The following is a 17,034-nucleotide window of genomic DNA, read 5'->3' as shown; positions in this document are numbered from 1 at the left end:
TTACGGCTTACGGCTTACGGCTTACGGCTTACAGCTCCTATCGCTTACGGCCCGCAGTCGTCTTCGTTGTATCAACAAAACCTATTCAGCATCTCACATAATTATATTTTAACGATTCAATGCGTCTGCCTATTGTGTCTGAAACGGTGTGACGGAAACGGCATAGCACACCCCAGAGCTTCAATCACAACAAAGGAAGCGCTGAATAAATCAGCCGAGCGGGATGAAGCACAAGGCGCACGGAGCGCAACCACCGGAGCCTATGGGGTATAGGTGAGGATGGTGAGCACCGCGCAACGAAGTGGTTCGCACGCGTAGGTATTTATGCAGTGCTTTCCAATTGCTCAGTAATGGAGTTGCCCCGATGTCCCTACTTGACCTGGCCTACTGGCGAGAGCTGCGTGCCAACCTGCGTATTCCTACGGCTGCCTTTATTGATGGCCAACCTGTCAGCGCGGCGGATGGCAGTACGCTGACGACCTCAGACCCTGCCACAGGCGAAGCCTTGGCCGAAGTGGCGGCGTGCGATGCGGAAGATGTGGACCGCGCTGTATCTGCTGCTCGACGCAGTTTTGAAGCGGGTGACTGGTCCCAGGCGGCGCCGGTGACGCGCAAGGTCATACTGCAGCGCCTGTCGGCATTGATGATGGAACATTGCGAGGAACTGGCCCTGCTGGAGACGCTGGATACCGGCAAGCCGATTCGTGATGCCTTTGAACTCGATGTTCCCGGCGCGGCGGGGTGCTTCAACTGGTATGCCGAGGCGACCGACAAGCTGTATGGCGAGGTGGCACCCACCGCTGGCGATAGCCTGGCGACCATCACCCGCGAACCGGTGGGTGTCGTGGCGGCGGTGATTCCCTGGAACTTCCCGCTCGATATCACCGCCTGGAAGCTGGCGCCGGCACTGGCGGCAGGCAATAGCGTGGTCCTGAAGCCGGCGGAACAGTCGCCACTGACGGCACTACGTCTTGCGGAACTGGCCAAGGAGGCCGGCATTCCCGATGGCGTGTTCAATGTGCTGCCGGGGTTTGGCCATACGGCTGGCCAGGCGCTGGGGTTGCATCCGGATGTGGATTGCCTGACGTTCACGGGCTCCACGATGACCGGCAAGCGCTTCCTGGACTATGCCGCGCGCTCGAACATGAAGCAGGTGTGGCTGGAGTGCGGGGGCAAGAGCCCCAACCTGATCTTTGCCGACTGTGATCTTGATGCTGCCGCCAAGGCTGCGGTTCAAGGCATCTACTTCAACCAGGGCGAAGTGTGCTCGGCCAATTCCCGCATCCTGGTGCAGCGCGAGATCAAGGATGCCTTCGTGGAGCGCTTCGTCGCGGCTGCCTCTCAACTGGTCGTTGGTGATCCGCTGGATCCGGCGACTGATGTCGGTTCGCTGATCGATGCCCAGCATGCCGACAAGGTGCGCGGCTACATCTCTCTGGGAGTGGAAGAGGGCGCGCGTCTGGCATTGGGTGAGGTGCCGGACAGTGGAGGGGCACGTGGTGAAAGAACGAGCGATGAAAAGTCGAGCGCTTTCGTCTCGCCGACCTTGTTCGAAGGCGTCACTCCACAGATGACCATTGCCCGGGAAGAGATCTTCGGTCCGGTGGCGGCGCTGATCGAATTTGCCGATGAGGACGAGGCGGTCGCCATTGCCAACGACTCTATCTATGGCCTGGCCGCGTCGGTCTGGACCCGGGACCTGTCCCGCGCACATCGTGTATCGAAGCGCCTGCGTGCAGGCACGGTGTCGGTGAATACCGTGGATGCCATCGACTTCACCACTCCCTTCGGCGGCTACAAGCAATCCGGTTTCGGCCGTGATTTATCCCTGCATGCGCTGGATAAGTTCACGCAGTTGAAGACGACCTGGGTTCAGCTTGGCTGAGTCTCTCCTGACGATGTTTGGTTGAGGCAAATGTCTCGCTGAAGCAGATGTCTCTCTGAAGCAATCGATAACCCCACAACAACAAGAGGGTTAAGACAATGCAAGATGCCGTATCCAAGCCGGCAGCGGTGTCCGCTGCCGCCCATCCTCCCCGGCATGCCGCTCGCGGTGCAGGGCTGGGTCTCAAATCCCTGATGGCGGTTGCCGTTGGTCTGGTGGTCTCGCAAGGGGGCATGGTGTTGATGTTGCAGGGGGTCGGTATTGCCGGTGCGGCCTTCATTGTCCCCTTGGCCATCGCCTGGGTGCTGGCGCTGTGTTACGCCGCGTCGTTTGGCGAGTTGTCGTTGATGATTCCCCGGGCGGGCAGCCTCAGTTCCTACACGGAAGTTGCTCTGGGGCACTTCCTGGCGATCATTTCGGTGTTTTCCGGCTACGTGGTAGTGGCCATGTTTGCGCTATCGGCCGAACTGCTGCTGGTCAACTATCTGCTTGGCGTGCTGTACCCGGCGATTGAAGGCACACAATACATTGCCTTCGCCATTCTTGCCGTCTTCACGCTGCTCAACCTGTTGGGCATTGATGTCTTTGCCAAGCTGCAGAACGTGCTGGCCTTTGCCATGGTGGTGGCGCTGACTCTGCTCGGTGTCAGTGCGTTGAGCGGCGGTTTTGCTCCGCACCAGTTCGGTGCTTCGCAACTGGCGGCCGATTTCAACCTGGGCGATGGTGCTCTCACGCTGATTGCGCTGGCCATCTGGGGCTATGTAGGGGCCGAGTTCGTCTGCCCATTGGTGGGCGAATCACGGTGTCCAGAGCGTCATATTCCCCGCTCGATGTACCTGGGGCTGACGCTGATCTTTGTGGTCTTTGCCTTGTATTGCCTGGGAGCACTGTTCTATGTGCCTCGGGACGTGCTGACCTCTGCCTCGCTACCGCACCTGGAATATGCCACTGCCGCCTTTGGTGGCTCCGGTACCTTGCTGCTGGCGGTGGCAGCGATCACGGCGACCTGCAGTACGGTCAATACGTCTCTGGCCGCGGTGCCGCGCATGCTGCAGGGCATGGCGGAGCAGGGCCAGGCCTTCCCGGTGCTGGGCTGGTTGACCCGCACGACCAGGGTGCCCTGGGTGGCGGTGCTGTTCGTTGCCGGGGTGACCGGCCTGCCACTGCTGATCTGGGGCAATGATCCAAGCACTGTCGGCCTGCTGCTGGTGTCTGCGGCCATTGCCTGGCTGATCGCCTACATCATTGCGCACGTCAACGTCATTGCCCTGCGTATTCGCTATCCCGAGGCGGAACGTCCGTATCGCTCTCCCTTCTACCCATTGCCGCAATTGGTCGGTATCGCCGGGATGGTCTATGCCATCGTGCATGCCTCTCCCGCGCCGGAGCTGACCGCAGCAGTATTCACCAATGCTGGTGTTGTGCTGGGCGTGGTCAGTGTCATTGCGGTGCTGTGGATCAAGCTGGTGATGCGCAAGCCGCTGTTTCGCCCTGAACCTTTAGAAAACCCTGCATAAATGTCTGCGCTACTCAATCTTTAGTCACAAGCTACAAATACAGAACAACACAACGAGTCAAGACAACGAGTCAAGACAACGAGGAGTCATAACATGACCAGCCAGAATCCCGCTGCGAACTTCGTCAAACAGGAAGTCTGGGAGAAGGACCGCGATCACTTCGTTCATCCCTGGACGGATTTCTCGACCTTCAAGGAAAGCGGTTCCATGGTCTTCCAGCAGGCCGATGGTGTCTCGGTGCAGGATGCGGATGGCAAGCGTTACCTGGATGGCATCGGTGGGCTGTGGTGCGTCAACATTGGCTATGGCCGCGATGAGATTGCCGAGGCGGTCGCCGAGCAGATTCGCGCTATCCCGTATTTCTCCACCTTCGGGCACCACACGACGGCACCGGCGGCGCGTCTGGCGGCCAAGCTCGCGGAGCTGGCGCCGGGCGATCTCAACCATGTGTTCTATGGCTGTGGCGGATCAGTGGCCAACGACACGGCCGTGCGCCTGATCCACTTCTATTTCAACCAGCTCGGCAAGACCAGCAAGAAGCAGATCATCTCGCGCATCGATGGCTATCACGGCAGCACCTACATGGCGATGTCGATTACCGGAGTGCAGTTCGACCACATCGGTTTCGATGTCGAGCGGCAACTGGTGCATCACATCTCCTGTCCGAATCCTTATCGCCGCCCTGAAGAACAGAGCCTGGAAGCGTTCTGCGACGAGAAGGTTCAGGAACTGGAAGACAAGATCCTCGAACTGGGCCCGGATAATGTGGCGGCCTTCTTTGCCGAGCCGATCATGGGCGCGGGCGGTGTCATCGTGCCGCCGCCAGGCTACCACCAGAAGACCCTGGCGGTGTGCCGCAAGTACGATGTGTTGTATGTCTCCGACGAGGTGGTCACGGCCTTCGGGCGCCTTGGCCACATGTTCGCCTCCGAGGACGAGTTCGGCATCGTTCCGGACATCATCACCTGTGCCAAGGGCCTGACCTCTGGCTACCTGCCGCTGGGAGCAACCATCTTCTCTGATCGCATCTACGACGTGATCAGCAAGCCCCAGGCCGATGGTGCCCTGTTTACCCACGGCTTCACCTATTCCGGCCACCCGGTGAGCTGTGCGGCCGGCCTGAAGAATATCGAGATCATGGAGCGAGAAGGCATCTGCGATCACGTTCAGGACGTAGGGGCTTATTTCGAACAGCGCCTGCATGAGCTCAAGGACCTGCCGATCGTCGGTGATGTTCGCGGGCGCAAATTCATGATGTGTCTCGAGAATGTCGCCGACAAGGAAACCAAGGAACTGATCGCCCCCGAAGCCAAGATCGGCAACCGCATCGCCGACGAATGTCAGCAGCGCGGCCTGATCGTTCGCCCCCTGGCGCATATGAATATCCTTTCGCCGACGCTGATTCTCAGCCGGCAGGATGTCGACTTCGTGGTCGAGACACTGCGCGAAAGCATCGAAGCCGCCACCGAATCGCTCAAGGTCGACGGTTACCTGCCGCGCTGAATACTGATAGCTGAATACCAACAACCGTTCTGTTGATACCGCCGCCGCTGCCTGAACAAGGCGCGGCGGCGTTTTGGTTCAGGCCTGCGCTGAGCGTCGCTGAGTGTCGAAACCGACTACGCTCATTCGACGATGGAGTGCACTCTGAGTCCATCGGATCAACAGGAGTTCACGCCATGAAAACCAGCACTGTGATGGCTAACAAGAAGGCACTGCCGAAAGTGGCGTCACATGCCGAGTGGGATGCGGCCCGCACTGCACTGCTTGCCAAGGAGAAAGCAGCAACCCGGGCGATGGATGCCTTGGCGGCAGAGCGACGTCGCTTGCCCATGGTACCGGTGGAAAGGCACTACACCTTCACCGGGCCGGAGGGAGAGCTCTCCTTGATCGATCTGTTTCATGGTCGTCGGCAGCTGATCGTCTATTGCGCCATGCTGGAACCGGGCGCGGCGCCTTGCTCGGGTTGCTCGATGGTGATGGATAACATCGGTCACAACCTGGCCCATGTAAATGCCCGGGACACTACTTTTGTCTTTACCTCACCGGCCCCACAGGAAGACATCAAGACACTGCAGCAGCGTATGAGCTGGAGCGCTCCCTGGTACACCGATCACGGCCGTCGCTTTGCCGATGATTTTGGCGCAGGAAAGGGGTTTGCTCTCAATGTGTTCATTCACGATGATGAACAGCGGATATATCGCACTTATTTCACCACTGATCGCGGCGGGGAGTTGTTCGACACCCATTTCAGGCTGCTGGACCTTACGCCGTACGGGCGCCAGGAAAATTGGGAAGACTCTCCCGAAGGCCGGCCGCAGACTCCGCCATATGAATGGTGGCGTATGCATGACGAATATTCGGACTGAACAACAGCACGATGAGATAAGCACCGAGAACTCACCAGGAGCCGTTATGCAGGCAGCACAGCGTGAAGCACTACTCGACACATTGAAGGCCCGTTTCGAAGCCAACATGGCTCGCCATGAAGGACTGGCATGGGCAGATGTTCAGGCCAGGCTGGCAGCCAATGCCGACAAGCTCCGGTCGCTCAGCGAAATGGAAAGAACGGGCGGAGAGCCGGATGTCATCGGGCAGGATGCGGCGACGGGGGAATTCATCTTCTACGACTGTTCCGCGGAAAGCCCCAAGGGTCGCCGAAGTGTCTGCTACGACCGGGAAGCCCTTGATGCACGAAAGACCCATAAACCGGAGAACAATGCCCTGGATATGGCGGCTGACATGGGCATTGACGTGCTGACGGAAGCGCAATACCGAGAACTGCAGAAGTTCGGTCCGTTCGATACCAAGACATCCAGTTGGCTGGCCACACCGAATGAGATTCGCCAGCATGGCGGCGCGATCTTCGGGGACTACCGCTATGGCACGGTGTTCGTGTACCACAACGGCGTACAGTCCTATTACGCTGCCAGAGGATTCCGTGGCGCGCTCAAGGTGTAAGTGGGATCAAAAGTAAGTGGGTTAAAAACAAGCGAGATAAAAACAAGTGGGATAAAAAGGGACCAATGGGCCATATGGCCTGTTCGACCATCTCTGGCTATGCGAACAGGAGAATTCGATGGCCTCGGAAGGCATCAGGAAAGATAGCGCCGGACACTCGTGGCAGTTGCGTTGGCCTGTCGCAACCATTGCCATTGCCCAGTTGTTGGGGACTTCACTGTGGTTCAGTGCCAACAGTGCTGCAGATGATCTCATGGAAATCTGGCACATCAGTGCCGCGGATATCGGCTGGTTGACCAGCTCGGTGCAAGGAGGCTTCATTTTCGGCACGCTGGTCCTGGCATTGGGCGGGCTGGCGGACCGCTATCGCGCCAGCCGCGTCTTTGTCTGCAGTGCAGTGGCGGGTGCACTGTTCAATGCGGGGTTTGCCTGGTTTTCTGAAGGGCTGGCCAGTGCGATGGTGTTCCGCTTTCTGGTCGGTGTGTCACTGGCCGGTATCTATCCCATGGGCATGAAGCTGATCGTCAGTTGGGTTCCTGAAGGCACCGGCCAGGCGTTGGCGCAGTTAGTTGCCATGCTGACGCTGGGTACGGCATTGCCACATGCCTTGCGGGAAGTGGGCGCGACGCTGCCTTGGCAGTACGTCATCCTCGCTTCGTCGGGATTGGCGTTGCTGGGCGCCTTGTTGATCCATCTGCTGGGAGACGGTCCCCACCTGCCGGATGCACGCCAGAGAAAAGCGCTGGCATCGGCCATGGCGGGGTCGCGCTCAGGTGTCCTGCAGGTATTCAAGATCAGCCGCTATCGGGCGGCGGCGTGGGGATACTTCGGGCACATGTGGGAGCTTTATGCTTTCTGGGCGCTGGTGCCGCTGTGGGTGGCACGCTCGGTGTTGCCCAGCGAGTATCCCTGGCTGGGGGTATCGGGCATGGCATTTGCCATCATTGGCATCGGGGCGCTGGGCTGTGTGATCGGTGGCCTGCTGTCTCGACGTATCGGCAGTGCGAAGGTCGCACTGGGAGCGTTGGCATCTTCGTGTGCATGTGCCGTGGTGTTTGCCCTGTTCTGGCGTGATCTTCCCGCTGCGGCACTAGGTATGCTCCTGCTGGTATGGGGAGTGACCGTGGTGGCAGACTCGCCTCAGTTCTCCGCGCTGTCGGCGCAGGCCTGCCCAAGGGAGCTGGTTGGCGCCGCGTTGGCCATTCAGAACTCCATCGGTTTTGCCATCACGGTTATTTCCATTGCCGCGACTTCGGCCCTGTTCGAGCATATCGGTCTGGATGCCGCATGGCTGCTGGTGCCAGGCCCGGTCATCGGGTTACTGGGCTTTGCGCTGGCTTCACGGCATCCGTCGTAACAAGAAGCTGGGCGCCTTATGGGCGCCCAGCAGGAGGGTAGAAAAGCCAGGGATTAGTCCAGCCCTAGTCCAGTTGCGGTTGATTGCCGATCCGCGCAAACATCTCGGTGAACATCTGAATATCCAGCATCAGGTTATCCACTTTCTTGAACTCCTCGGAGGTATGTCCGGTGTAGGCTTCGCCGGGCATGGAGGGGCCAAAGTTGATGGCATTGGGCAACAGCTTGGCGGTGGTGCTGCCGGCAGAAGACACCGGGTCGGCGGGCAGGCCGGTGGTGTCACCGAAGATGTTCAGCAGGGTCTGCAACCAGGCGCCTTGAGGATCGCGCAGCATCCAGTCGTCGATTTCCACGGCGACCTGCATGTCGGAGCCTTGTTCCTCGGCATAGGCATTCAGCTTCTCGCTGATCGCATTGGCCAGTTCTTCGGGGGAGCGGTCTCCCGCAGGAGCCCTCACGTTGACGGCAACGTTCAGATGATCGTCAGTCAATTGCAGGAAAGTCGGTGACACCAGCAGCGGTCCCATGAACTCATGCTCATAGGCCACACCCAGCTTTTCGCCGTGGTAATCCAGCCCATAGTTGTCGTTCAGGTAATGCATGGCCGCGGTGTAGTGGTTGTCCTGGAAGGGAACCTCGGATTCTGCCAGCAGCCCGGCCAGGCGCGGCACGGGGTTGAGGCCGGAGTCCGGCTTCGAGGAGTGAGCGGACTTGCCCTTGACGGTCAGCGTGACCTGGTCGCCCTCGACGTCGGACATCACCTGGAAGTCACCACCGTTGGCTTCGACATAAGCTTCGCCTTCGGCACGCAGGGTCTCGCTCACGGCTTCCGGGTCATCGGCTTGGATGGTCGCTACCGCGGTTTCGGGAATCTGGTTGCTGGCCAGGCCACCCGTGACTTCGACGATCTCGGGGCCTTCGCCTGAACTTTCTCCAGAACTTTCTCCGGAACTTTCTCCAGCGCTTTCTCCACTACCTTCCACGAGTGGGAAATCGGTAGTGATGGTGCCAAACCCATTTTCTGCGATCACTGCCGGATAGCCGCTGTCGAGCACGATGTTATAGGCTGGCAGTTCCTGGTTTTCCTTGGCGTTGACTTCCTTGTAATAGGTGAAGCCTTCGCCGCCGGTTTCTTCGGTGGTCTCGATCATCAGGCGCATGGTGCGCTTGAGCGGCACATCATTTTCCTTGATGGTCTTCATGGCATACAGGGCCGCAGCGATGGAGGCCTTGTCGTCTTCAGTGCCACGACCATAGAGCTTGCCGTCCTTGAGCGTCATCTCACGAGGATTGAGCTCGGTGCCATCGTCCAGGGTCCAGCTGTCTTCGGCGGGTACGGTATCGCCATGGGTCAGGATGCCGAAGGCTTCATCCGTGCTGCCGGGCAGCTCGACCTCGAAGATGCGGTTGTCCACGTTGCGGAACTGCAGGCCGAATTCCTCGGCCTTGGCCTTGATCAACTCACCGAATTGAATGATGCCGGGGTTTTCGTATTGTGGAGCATCACCTTTCTTGTCGGTGGGAATGGCGACCATTTCACCGAGCAGGTCGACGACATCGTCGCCGTAATGCAGGCGGGTATAGATGCCCAGCAGGCGATAAAGGTTGGTGAAATCGTCGCCCTCAAGGGTTTCTCCGTTCAGATAGCCTTCGATGGCCGACTGCAGGGCGGTATTGTCGCTTTCACCGCTCACTTGCTGCAGAAAATCATTGAAGCTCGGGGGAACCTCCTTGGCATGAGTCTCCAGGATAGTGAGGATTTCATCATGCTTGAGCGTGCCGGTAGTGGCGGCATCGGACTCACTAGAGGCGTATACCGGTCCCGTCAGGCTCAGGGTAAAGAGCGCTGAGGCCAGTAGTGTGGCAGGGGTTTTCATGACCTTATCCTTCCTTGTTTCAGTCCATGGTGATGAACTACAACAATGTAAGACGGATAAGGGCGAAGCGATATTCCTCTTTGATCAAATATGAAAGAAAAAAGTCATCATTGAAAAGCCAGGTTACTGATGAAAGAGCTGAAATGACAGCGACTTTCAGGTGAATTCAACGGTGCTCATCTATTGGTGTTGCCAGACCGCTCTTTCTTTATCCATGGCATTTTTGCCGACAGCGACCCGTCTGAATGTCAGGGCAAGATAAACGGCAGGACGAGATAAAAGGATAGGCAAAGGAATGTTGAAGCCTTCAGTAAAACAACATGTATCGGTACGCCCGGCAGGCCGGCGTTGGTATCACCCATCGTTGGCGGGGCTCTTTCTCGGCGGCCTGCTGTGTGCCTTGACGTTCATGCCTTCGCTTGTCCCTCGCCCGTGGTTGTTCCAGGCCATATTGACCGGCTTTTCGTTTGCCTTGGGCTATGGGCTCGGGCTGGTCATGAGCTGGCTGTGGCGCTTCATGGAGCTGCCCACCATTCGTGACCGCTGGCGGCCTGGCCTGTTCTGGGTTCTGGTCATCTTCATTGTGGTGTATCTGGCATTCCATCTCTGGCATGCCTCGGACTGGCAGAATTCCACCCGGCAACTGATGGGCATGCCTCCCGTGGAGAGTGAGTATTACGTACGGATTGTGCTGGTTGCCGTTGGCGTGGTGGCCCTGCTGCTGCTTCTGGGAGCCGGGCTGGTGTGGGGAATACGTGCAGCGGCAGCCTTTCCAAGGCGCTATATTCGCCGGCGTGTGGCATCGCTGGTCGGGGTGGTGGTCTTCCTTGCGCTGTTGGTCAATGCCGTCAATGGCACCCTGGTCAGTTATGCAATTACCGCAATCGACCAAGTGCAGGCTGCAGTGGATATCAGTGATCCTCCGGGGGTCGAGCCGCCTGTTCAAGCGACTCGATCTGGCAGCACTGAATCTCTGATTTCCTGGGATCTGCTGGGCAAGGCCGGGAAGCTCTATGTGGGTCAGGGGCCACGTGCAGCAGATATCTCTGCCTTTTCCGGCCAGCCTGCCATGGAGCCGATACGCGCCTATGTCGGCCTGCGGTCGGCTGATGAGACAGAGCAGCAGGCCGAACTGGCGCTGCGGGAGCTGCAACGCACAGGGGCATTTTCGCGGGAGCTGCTGGTCATTGCGACCCCGACGGGGACCGGCTGGTTGCAGAATGGGGCCCTGGCGCCGCTGGAGTACATGTATGGTGGCGATACCGCCATCGTTGGCGTGCAGTATTCCTATCTGCCCAGCCCGTTCTCGCTGATTCTCGAGCCTGGCCGGGCTCAGGAGTCGGCTTCCATCGTCTTCAATGTGATCTATGAATACTGGAAGACCCTGCCGGAAGCGGAACGTCCCCGACTCTACCTGTTCGGCTTGAGCCTGGGATCGCTGGGTTCGGAAAACTCTGCACCGCTGAATGCCTTCATCAATCATCCCATCCAAGGCGCTGTGTGGGCCGGGCCGACCTTTCGCAACACCATGTGGCGACGTATCCAGCGTCGTCCTCATGGTGATTCGCCTGCCTGGCAGCCGGAGTTTGAAGATGGTTCGCTGGTCCGTGTGTTCGGCCCGCAAGGGCAGCGACATGCGGAAGGCCAGGAGTGGGGGCCGGTACGCATTGCCTATGTCGTCAATCCCTCCGATGCGATTTCCTTCTTCAATGAACGCATGTGGTACCGCGAACCCAACTGGATGAAGCCGCCAAGGGGGCCGGATGTCTCGCCACTGTTCGAGTGGGTACCGGTGGTGTCTTTCTTCGAGGTCGCGATGGACATGCTGTCTGCCGGTGACACACCGCCAGGGCATGGGCATAACTACTCGGTGCAGGAATATACCCATGCCTGGGCAATGGTGACTGACCCGCGCGGATGGACGGCGCAGGACAGTGAACGACTGGTGGGGTTTATGTCTTCTGGTGAGTGAAAGCGTTCGATTGGGGAGCGGGAATGAGCTAGGGCACCAGTCTGGTGCCCTCTGTCATGCATGCTTGTCAATGAACGAATGCTTGGATGCACAAATGCTGCTCGATAGGGGAGCTAGCCCTGAAGCTGGCGTGCAATGCTGGCGACGTCGCTGAGATCGGTAATGGACCAGGCTGCAGTGATCAGCGCATCCTGCGCATCATCAGCAAGAACACCCGCGCAGCACGAGCGAACCTTGGCTTCGAGTTCGGCATCGCTCAATGGGTTTTCCGGCCCACCACGATAACGCTCGTCTGCCCAGCCACTGACGCTTTCGCCGTTGTTCAGTTCTATCGTGATACGCGAGCGCATCTTGTCGAAGCCCTGAGCCTCGATGTCGGGATCCAGCTGTGTGCGTACTCGGTGCTGCATGGCCTGCATGGCATCCGAGGCGACAAACTCGTCAGAGAACTCGACCTTGCCGGCCTGTCGGTTCAAGGCAATCATCGCCAGGGCGGCGGGCAGGGAGAACTTTGCCTGCAGATGATTGGCCGCAATCGGGTAGCGAATCGGATTGAGGATGTTGGAACCGGCATGTACCACGACAGTATCGATGTCCTCCGGTTGAATGTCGGCCTCGGTGACCAGTCGCAGCATGAGGTCGATGGTCGGATGGGTCAGTACACCACACGGATAGGGTTTGATGGAGACACCGGGATCAAGGATGGACCAGGTCTTGCCGAACCCCTGTTTCAGTTTGTCTGCGCTGGCGCCGCCGCCATGGACAGCCATGAACCCCCAGGGACCATCCAGTGCTTCGGGGTCAGCGGTGAAGCCTCGCTGGGCAAGAAGCGCAGCAGTGACGCCATTTTCCGATGCTCGGCCAACATGCAGGGGCTTGGTCATGGTGCCGAAGTTGCAGCGAATGCCTGCGGCCAGGCTGGCGGCGATACCGAAGCCATGACGCAGACGCTCGCCTTCGAGGCCCAAAAGCTTGGCAGCGCTGGCGAAGGCGCCAAAGGTGCCGACGGTGCCGCTGGAGTGCATTCCCTGCATATAGTGTTGGGGCAGCATCCATTCCGAAATCTTGCATTCCACCTCGAATCCCGTCAGGAAAGCCTCCATGAAGCGTTCTCCGCTGACCGCGCCCAATCGTTGGCTCATCACCAGACTGGCTGTCAGCGGCGGGATTGTCGGGTGAGTGAGAAGACCATAGATATGTGCGGGATCCAGGCTGACCTGGCTGTCATCCCAGTCATGAGCGTGACCTGCGGTGCCCAGCACCCGAGCGGCAAGCGCGACGGGGCCGCGCTGGTTTGCCAACCCCAGCAATAGAGCGTCCTCGCGGCCGCCGGCCTCGGCTGCATCTTCGGCCAGCATACGTACCGAGTGTTCTTCTGAGCCCGCGACGAACAGGCCCAACCCATCCAACAGACAGCGCTTGCCGATCTTCAGTGCCTCGTCGGGAATATCCGCGAACTTTACCTGCTCTATGAAAGCGGCTGCCCGAGCGGTGATTTCGGTATTTTCTGGCATTTCAGCAAAGATATTACGGGTAACAGACACATGGTCCTCCGGGATCATTCATCAGTGGTGGAGTTGCGGGTGAGCCTCGCCCAGAGAGGCCCTGCGAAGAGATTGACGGTGACAGCACGGACAGCATGAAAGGCCGCCACCAGGGCGGCGTTCTGGCCCAGTACCTTGGCGGTAAGGGTCATTTCCGCCATGCCGCCTACGGCAAAGCTCAGCACGAGGGTCATGGCGGTCTCGCCTTCGCTGAACAGCGCGAAGATCAGCGCCGCACCGGACACCAGTGAGCCGATCACCAGCAGGATGACAATGCCGGTAACCAGCGCGCGAGGCAGTGCGAGCAGGGATTCACGCTTGAATTTGGCGCCCAGGCTGAAGCCGACGATCAATTGAGCGATGATCAGCAGCCACCCCGGCATCTGCCCGCTGTTGGTGAATTCTGCCCCTGACATGACGCCACTGATGATCAAGGGCGTCAGCAGCCAGGCGGATGGCATACCGCGACGTGAGGTGACGATACTGGCCAGCATGGACAGCCCGAGAACAGCGAGCAGCAGGGGAGCTGGCAAAGGGTGGCCACTGTCGGAAAGCCCCGGCATCTGATGTCCATAGTGCTGGGCAATGGCCGGGATCAGCGTGACGATGAGGCCGACGCGTGTGGCATGTAGAGCGGCGATGGCGGCACGGTTGGCAGAATAACGTTCGCCGATTTCTGCCATCTCGATCACGCCGCCTGGCAGCAGGCAGAAGTAGGCTGTCGCCGTGTCGAGGCCCGATACACGAGCGAAAAGAGGTGTCAGGCCGATGGCCAGGACAATTCCCAGTGCGGCGGAAAGCAGCATGACAGGCAACCACGCGAGCATCTGCGAGGCCACTTCGGGAGTCACCCACAACCCTACGCTGGAACCCACGATCAGAAGCCCGCCACGATGCAGCGGCTTGGGCATCTGGATGGATAAGCCGCTCAATGCCAGCCCGCCGACCATGAGCGCCGAGCCCATCAGCCAGCCCAGAGGCAATCCCAGGGTCTGCCACAGGTAGCCGCCCAGTGTTGCCGCGATGGCAGGGAGAATGAGTGTCCTGACAAGCGGTGCAGGAGCCTCTGATCGCTTCTCGCTGGCGTGGAGAGGAGGGCGGTTGTCCATTGGATTACCCAAGGTAACGACCACCGTTGATATGCAGCGTCTGACCTGTGATGTAACGGGCATCGGGGCCTGCCAGGTAAGCAACCATGGAGGCCACTTCCTGTGGTCTGCCAAGGCGTTGGGCAGCCGCCTTGGACCCGGACGCGAGTTGTGGTGCGGGCGAGTTGATGGGGCGTTGCGTATCGATCTGCCCGGGGACAACACAGTTGGCGGTGATGCCACGCTCTGCCAGCTCCACGGCCAGAGCGCGGGTCAGTCCGACGACCCCCATCTTCGAGGCGATCACACTGGCGCGTTCCGCAGCACCGAGGTGAGCGCTGACACCACCGAAGGTGATGATGGCGCCCTGATCCGAGGCTGACAGTAGTGGTAATGCCGCCCTCGTCGCCAGAAAGGGGCCATCCAGATTGACGGCCATGACCTGCCGCCAGGCATCTGGCGTCAGGTCATCCACTGGCTGATGAGGTCGGATGGCTGCACAGCAGACGAGAATATCGAGCTGCGAGAAGCGGCGTTCGAGCTGCTGCAACGCCTGCTCCATCGCCTCGGCAGACGATACATCGGCGCACAGGCCAATGGCCTGGCGGCCAAGGGACTCGATGTCCTGAAGAGTGCGGACCATGTCTTCACCGTCGCGGCTGGCGAGGACGGCCACATCGGCGCCTTGCCGTGCCAGTTCCAGGCAAATGCAACGTCCGATGTTGCGTGTCCCTCCGGTTACCAGGGCGACGCGGCCACGAAGGGGGAGCGAGGATGTCATCAGCTATGCCCTCCGTTGACGGCTCTGCGTCTCTTCAGGCCTTTCAATCCGTTGGATATCGGCTTGGCAAAGATGCTCAGGAAGGCGAGCAGGAAGAAGCCGAGCGCGATAGGTCGCTCCAGGAAGCGAGAAGCGTCCTGGTCGAAGATGATCAGCGATTGCGCGAGGGAGTTTTCTACCAGTGAACCAAGGACAACGCCCATGATGATGGGGGCGGCACCGAACCCGTAGCGCTTCAGCCAGAACCCGATGAATCCTGTGATCAGCATGATAGTGACATCGACCAGGCTCTGATTGACGCCGTAGGCACCGACGACGCAAAGAGCGAAGACGGTTGGCCACAGGAACGTTCTTGGGATCAGCGAGATGCGAGAGAACAGTCTGGCGCCGACCAGGCCGAAAACCAGAAACACCAGGTTGGCGACCAGCATGGCGGCAAAGATGGAATACAGCAGTTCGGGTTGGTTCTCGAACAGGTAGCTGCCCGGACGTATGCCATGAATCTGCAGACCGCCCAGAATGACAGCAGCGGTGGCTGAGCCAGGAATGCCAAGGGCCAAGGTCGGCACCATGGAGCCGCCTGTTGCTGCATTGTTGGCGGCTTCTGGGCCGGCGATACCTTCGATCTCGCCAGTGCCGAACTTGTCACCATGCTTGGACCAGCGTCGTGCCTCGTTGTAGCCGATCATGGCGGCCATGGTGCTGCCTTCAGCAGGCAGAATGCCGATGAAGGTACCGATACCGGAAGAGCGCAGAATGGTCTTCCATACTCGCTTGAAATCGTCTCTGGAGGGCAGCTTGATGGCCTTCAGTGCAATACGGTCCATGGCTCGGTCGACGACATCGGCCTGGGAGAGCAGCTCGGCGACAGCAAACAGACCGATGAGAATCGGAATGAAGCTGATGCCTTCGTAGAGCTGGGGGACGCCGAAGGTGAAACGCTCGACGCCGGTGGTCAGGTCGACACCGACGGTGGCAATCAACAAGCCCAGCGCGCCACCGATGAGATTCTTCACCGGAGACTTGCCGCTGATCGATGCCAGCATGGAGAGACCGAAGATGGCGAGAGCAAAGTATTCCGGTGGACCGAAGGAGTGAGCAATGCGTGCCAGAGCCGGTGCCGCCAGGACCATGACGACCAACGACAGAATACCGCCGATGACACTGGAAACGGCTGCCATGCCCAGGGCTCGTCCCGCCTCGCCCTTCTGGGCCATCGGGAAACCGTCGAAAGCTGTGGCGGCGGCGGGCGGTGCACCCGGTGCATTGATCAATATCGCGGTGATGGACCCGCCAAAAGTACCGGCACAATACAGCGCTGCGAGCATGGAGATGGCAGGGATCGGGTCAAGGTAGATCGTGAACGGGAGTAACAGTGCCACGGCCATTGAGGAGCTGAGCCCTGGCAGTGCACCGACCAGCACCCCGACAACGGTGCCCAGCAGAATGACGGCGATGGCGACGGGATCGGTCAGAATGCCGAGGCCAGTGAGAATAGGTTCCATATGCCTTTTCTTCCTCAGGTCAGCCAGGGGGACAGGACACCCTGTGGCAATCGCAACTGCAGGGCATGGGTAAACAGCAGGTAAATGCATAACGGGGTAGCGATCGAGTAGATGGCGACCCTAGTGATTCGTCGTTCCCCCCACAACAACGGGAGAGCAAAACAGGTCAATGCGGTTGTCAGCGTGATGCCCAACCACTTGAACAGGAATGCCGCACTTAGCAGTACTGCCGCGGTGGCCCAGAAGCGCCATGTCATAGGAGCTTTCTTGTCTTCTTCATGACCGTGACCCTGGTAGATCATCACGATGGTCAGAATGGTGATCAGCACGAGAATCAGCTGAGGCATGGCGGCAGACTGCATGCCCTGAGCAAAGGCCGCAGGAACAGTGTCGAATTGCAGGGTGACTGCGAACAGCACCGCGACCATGGTCAGCAGCAACAGTCCGGGCAGGAGATCTTTCCAACGACTCGGCATTCCATAGTCTCCAGGACAGATAGAGGTACGAGAAAAGTGGGCCAGCCCGGAAAGGGCTGACCCACGGAAGCG

At 59.3% G+C, this 17,034-nt stretch carries 13 protein-coding genes; 7 read left to right on the top strand and 6 right to left on the bottom strand.

Annotated elements, in window-relative coordinates:
- Nucleotides 1-364 precede the first annotated feature (364 nt).
- The 6 genes from Q1K07_RS18880 (at nucleotide 365) to Q1K07_RS18855 (ending at nucleotide 7,720) form a co-directional block, all read left to right on the top strand.
- Complete coding sequence (locus Q1K07_RS18880; protein ID WP_300314690.1) at nucleotides 365-1,885, top strand: aldehyde dehydrogenase; 1,521 nt, start codon at nucleotides 365-367, stop codon at nucleotides 1,883-1,885.
- Nucleotides 1,886-1,983: 98 nt separating this feature from the next.
- Nucleotides 1,984-3,402 (top strand): APC family permease, encoded by a 1,419-nt coding sequence (locus tag Q1K07_RS18875; protein ID WP_300314687.1) that lies wholly within the window; start codon nucleotides 1,984-1,986, stop codon nucleotides 3,400-3,402.
- Nucleotides 3,403-3,495: 93 nt separating this feature from the next.
- A complete protein-coding gene (locus Q1K07_RS18870) occupies nucleotides 3,496-4,905 on the top strand; it encodes an aminotransferase (RefSeq protein ID WP_300314684.1) in 1,410 nt (469 codons plus the stop codon).
- A 176-nt stretch (nucleotides 4,906-5,081) separates the two neighbouring features.
- Nucleotides 5,082-5,771 carry a DUF899 domain-containing protein gene (locus tag Q1K07_RS18865; protein ID WP_300314681.1) on the top strand — a complete coding sequence of 230 codons (690 nt, stop codon included), beginning with the start codon at nucleotides 5,082-5,084 and terminating at the stop codon, nucleotides 5,769-5,771.
- Nucleotides 5,772-5,817: 46 nt separating this feature from the next.
- Entirely contained in the window at nucleotides 5,818-6,363 is a 546-nt protein-coding gene (locus Q1K07_RS18860; RefSeq protein ID WP_300314678.1) for a DUF4256 domain-containing protein, read from the top strand.
- 118 nt (nucleotides 6,364-6,481) lie between these two features.
- Nucleotides 6,482-7,720 carry an MFS transporter gene (locus Q1K07_RS18855; protein ID WP_300314675.1) on the top strand — a complete coding sequence of 413 codons (1,239 nt, stop codon included), beginning with the start codon at nucleotides 6,482-6,484 and terminating at the stop codon, nucleotides 7,718-7,720.
- Nucleotides 7,721-7,784: 64 nt separating this feature from the next.
- Here the strand turns inward: Q1K07_RS18855 and Q1K07_RS18850 are convergent, their stop codons facing one another.
- Complete coding sequence (locus Q1K07_RS18850; protein ID WP_300314672.1) at nucleotides 7,785-9,596, bottom strand: dipeptidase; 1,812 nt, start codon at nucleotides 9,594-9,596, stop codon at nucleotides 7,785-7,787.
- Between the two features lie 295 nt (nucleotides 9,597-9,891).
- On the opposite strand from Q1K07_RS18850, the gene Q1K07_RS18845 reads away from it, so the two are divergent.
- On the top strand, nucleotides 9,892-11,568 hold the full coding sequence (locus tag Q1K07_RS18845; RefSeq protein ID WP_300314669.1) for an alpha/beta-hydrolase family protein: 1,677 nt from the start codon (nucleotides 9,892-9,894) through the stop codon (nucleotides 11,566-11,568).
- Between the two features lie 113 nt (nucleotides 11,569-11,681).
- Here Q1K07_RS18845 and Q1K07_RS18840 read toward each other — a convergent pair whose 3' ends face one another.
- Genes Q1K07_RS18840 through Q1K07_RS18820 form a run of 5 tightly spaced genes read right to left on the bottom strand, consistent with a single transcriptional unit; the run spans nucleotide 11,682 to nucleotide 16,962 of the window.
- Nucleotides 11,682-13,112 (bottom strand): MmgE/PrpD family protein, encoded by a 1,431-nt coding sequence (locus tag Q1K07_RS18840; protein ID WP_300314666.1) that lies wholly within the window; start codon nucleotides 13,110-13,112, stop codon nucleotides 11,682-11,684.
- Nucleotides 13,113-13,126: 14 nt separating this feature from the next.
- Entirely contained in the window at nucleotides 13,127-14,221 is a 1,095-nt protein-coding gene (locus tag Q1K07_RS18835; RefSeq protein WP_300314663.1) for an AbrB family transcriptional regulator, read from the bottom strand.
- A 4-nt stretch (nucleotides 14,222-14,225) separates the two neighbouring features.
- Complete coding sequence (locus tag Q1K07_RS18830) at nucleotides 14,226-14,981, bottom strand: SDR family NAD(P)-dependent oxidoreductase (protein WP_300314661.1); 756 nt, start codon at nucleotides 14,979-14,981, stop codon at nucleotides 14,226-14,228.
- Nucleotides 14,981-16,486, bottom strand: a complete 1,506-nt coding sequence (locus Q1K07_RS18825) for a tripartite tricarboxylate transporter permease (RefSeq protein WP_300314658.1) — start codon at nucleotides 16,484-16,486, stop codon at nucleotides 14,981-14,983. The genes Q1K07_RS18830 and Q1K07_RS18825 overlap by 1 nt, the downstream gene beginning before the upstream one ends.
- Before the next feature lie 14 nt (nucleotides 16,487-16,500).
- Nucleotides 16,501-16,962 (bottom strand): tripartite tricarboxylate transporter TctB family protein, encoded by a 462-nt coding sequence (locus Q1K07_RS18820; RefSeq protein ID WP_300314655.1) that lies wholly within the window; start codon nucleotides 16,960-16,962, stop codon nucleotides 16,501-16,503.
- Nucleotides 16,963-17,034 lie beyond the last annotated feature (72 nt).

This window comes from Halomonas sp., from assembly GCF_029263665.1.
Taxonomy (GTDB): domain Bacteria; phylum Pseudomonadota; class Gammaproteobacteria; order Pseudomonadales; family Halomonadaceae; genus Halomonas.
The sequence above is the reverse complement of the archived record's forward strand: the minus strand, read 5'-3'. Positions and strand labels throughout refer to the sequence as shown.

Bases quoted from the DNA above. Each gene is read 5' to 3' on its own strand.
- Q1K07_RS18850 (WP_300314672.1), bottom strand. From the start codon at position 9,596: ATGAAAACCCCTGCCACACTACTGGCCTCAGCGCTCTTTACCCTGAGC.
- Q1K07_RS18875 (WP_300314687.1), top strand. From the start codon at position 1,984: ATGCAAGATGCCGTATCCAAGCCGGCAGCGGTGTCCGCTGCCGCCCAT.
- Q1K07_RS18825 (WP_300314658.1), bottom strand. From the start codon at position 16,486: ATGGAACCTATTCTCACTGGCCTCGGCATTCTGACCGATCCCGTCGCC.
- Q1K07_RS18830 (WP_300314661.1), bottom strand. From the start codon at position 14,981: ATGACATCCTCGCTCCCCCTTCGTGGCCGCGTCGCCCTGGTAACCGGA.
- Q1K07_RS18845 (WP_300314669.1), top strand. From the start codon at position 9,892: ATGTTGAAGCCTTCAGTAAAACAACATGTATCGGTACGCCCGGCAGGC.
- Q1K07_RS18860 (WP_300314678.1), top strand. From the start codon at position 5,818: ATGCAGGCAGCACAGCGTGAAGCACTACTCGACACATTGAAGGCCCGT.
- Q1K07_RS18855 (WP_300314675.1), top strand. From the start codon at position 6,482: ATGGCCTCGGAAGGCATCAGGAAAGATAGCGCCGGACACTCGTGGCAG.
- Q1K07_RS18865 (WP_300314681.1), top strand. From the start codon at position 5,082: ATGAAAACCAGCACTGTGATGGCTAACAAGAAGGCACTGCCGAAAGTG.
- Q1K07_RS18870 (WP_300314684.1), top strand. From the start codon at position 3,496: ATGACCAGCCAGAATCCCGCTGCGAACTTCGTCAAACAGGAAGTCTGG.
- Q1K07_RS18880 (WP_300314690.1), top strand. From the start codon at position 365: ATGTCCCTACTTGACCTGGCCTACTGGCGAGAGCTGCGTGCCAACCTG.
- Q1K07_RS18835 (WP_300314663.1), bottom strand. From the start codon at position 14,221: ATGGACAACCGCCCTCCTCTCCACGCCAGCGAGAAGCGATCAGAGGCT.
- Q1K07_RS18820 (WP_300314655.1), bottom strand. From the start codon at position 16,962: ATGCCGAGTCGTTGGAAAGATCTCCTGCCCGGACTGTTGCTGCTGACC.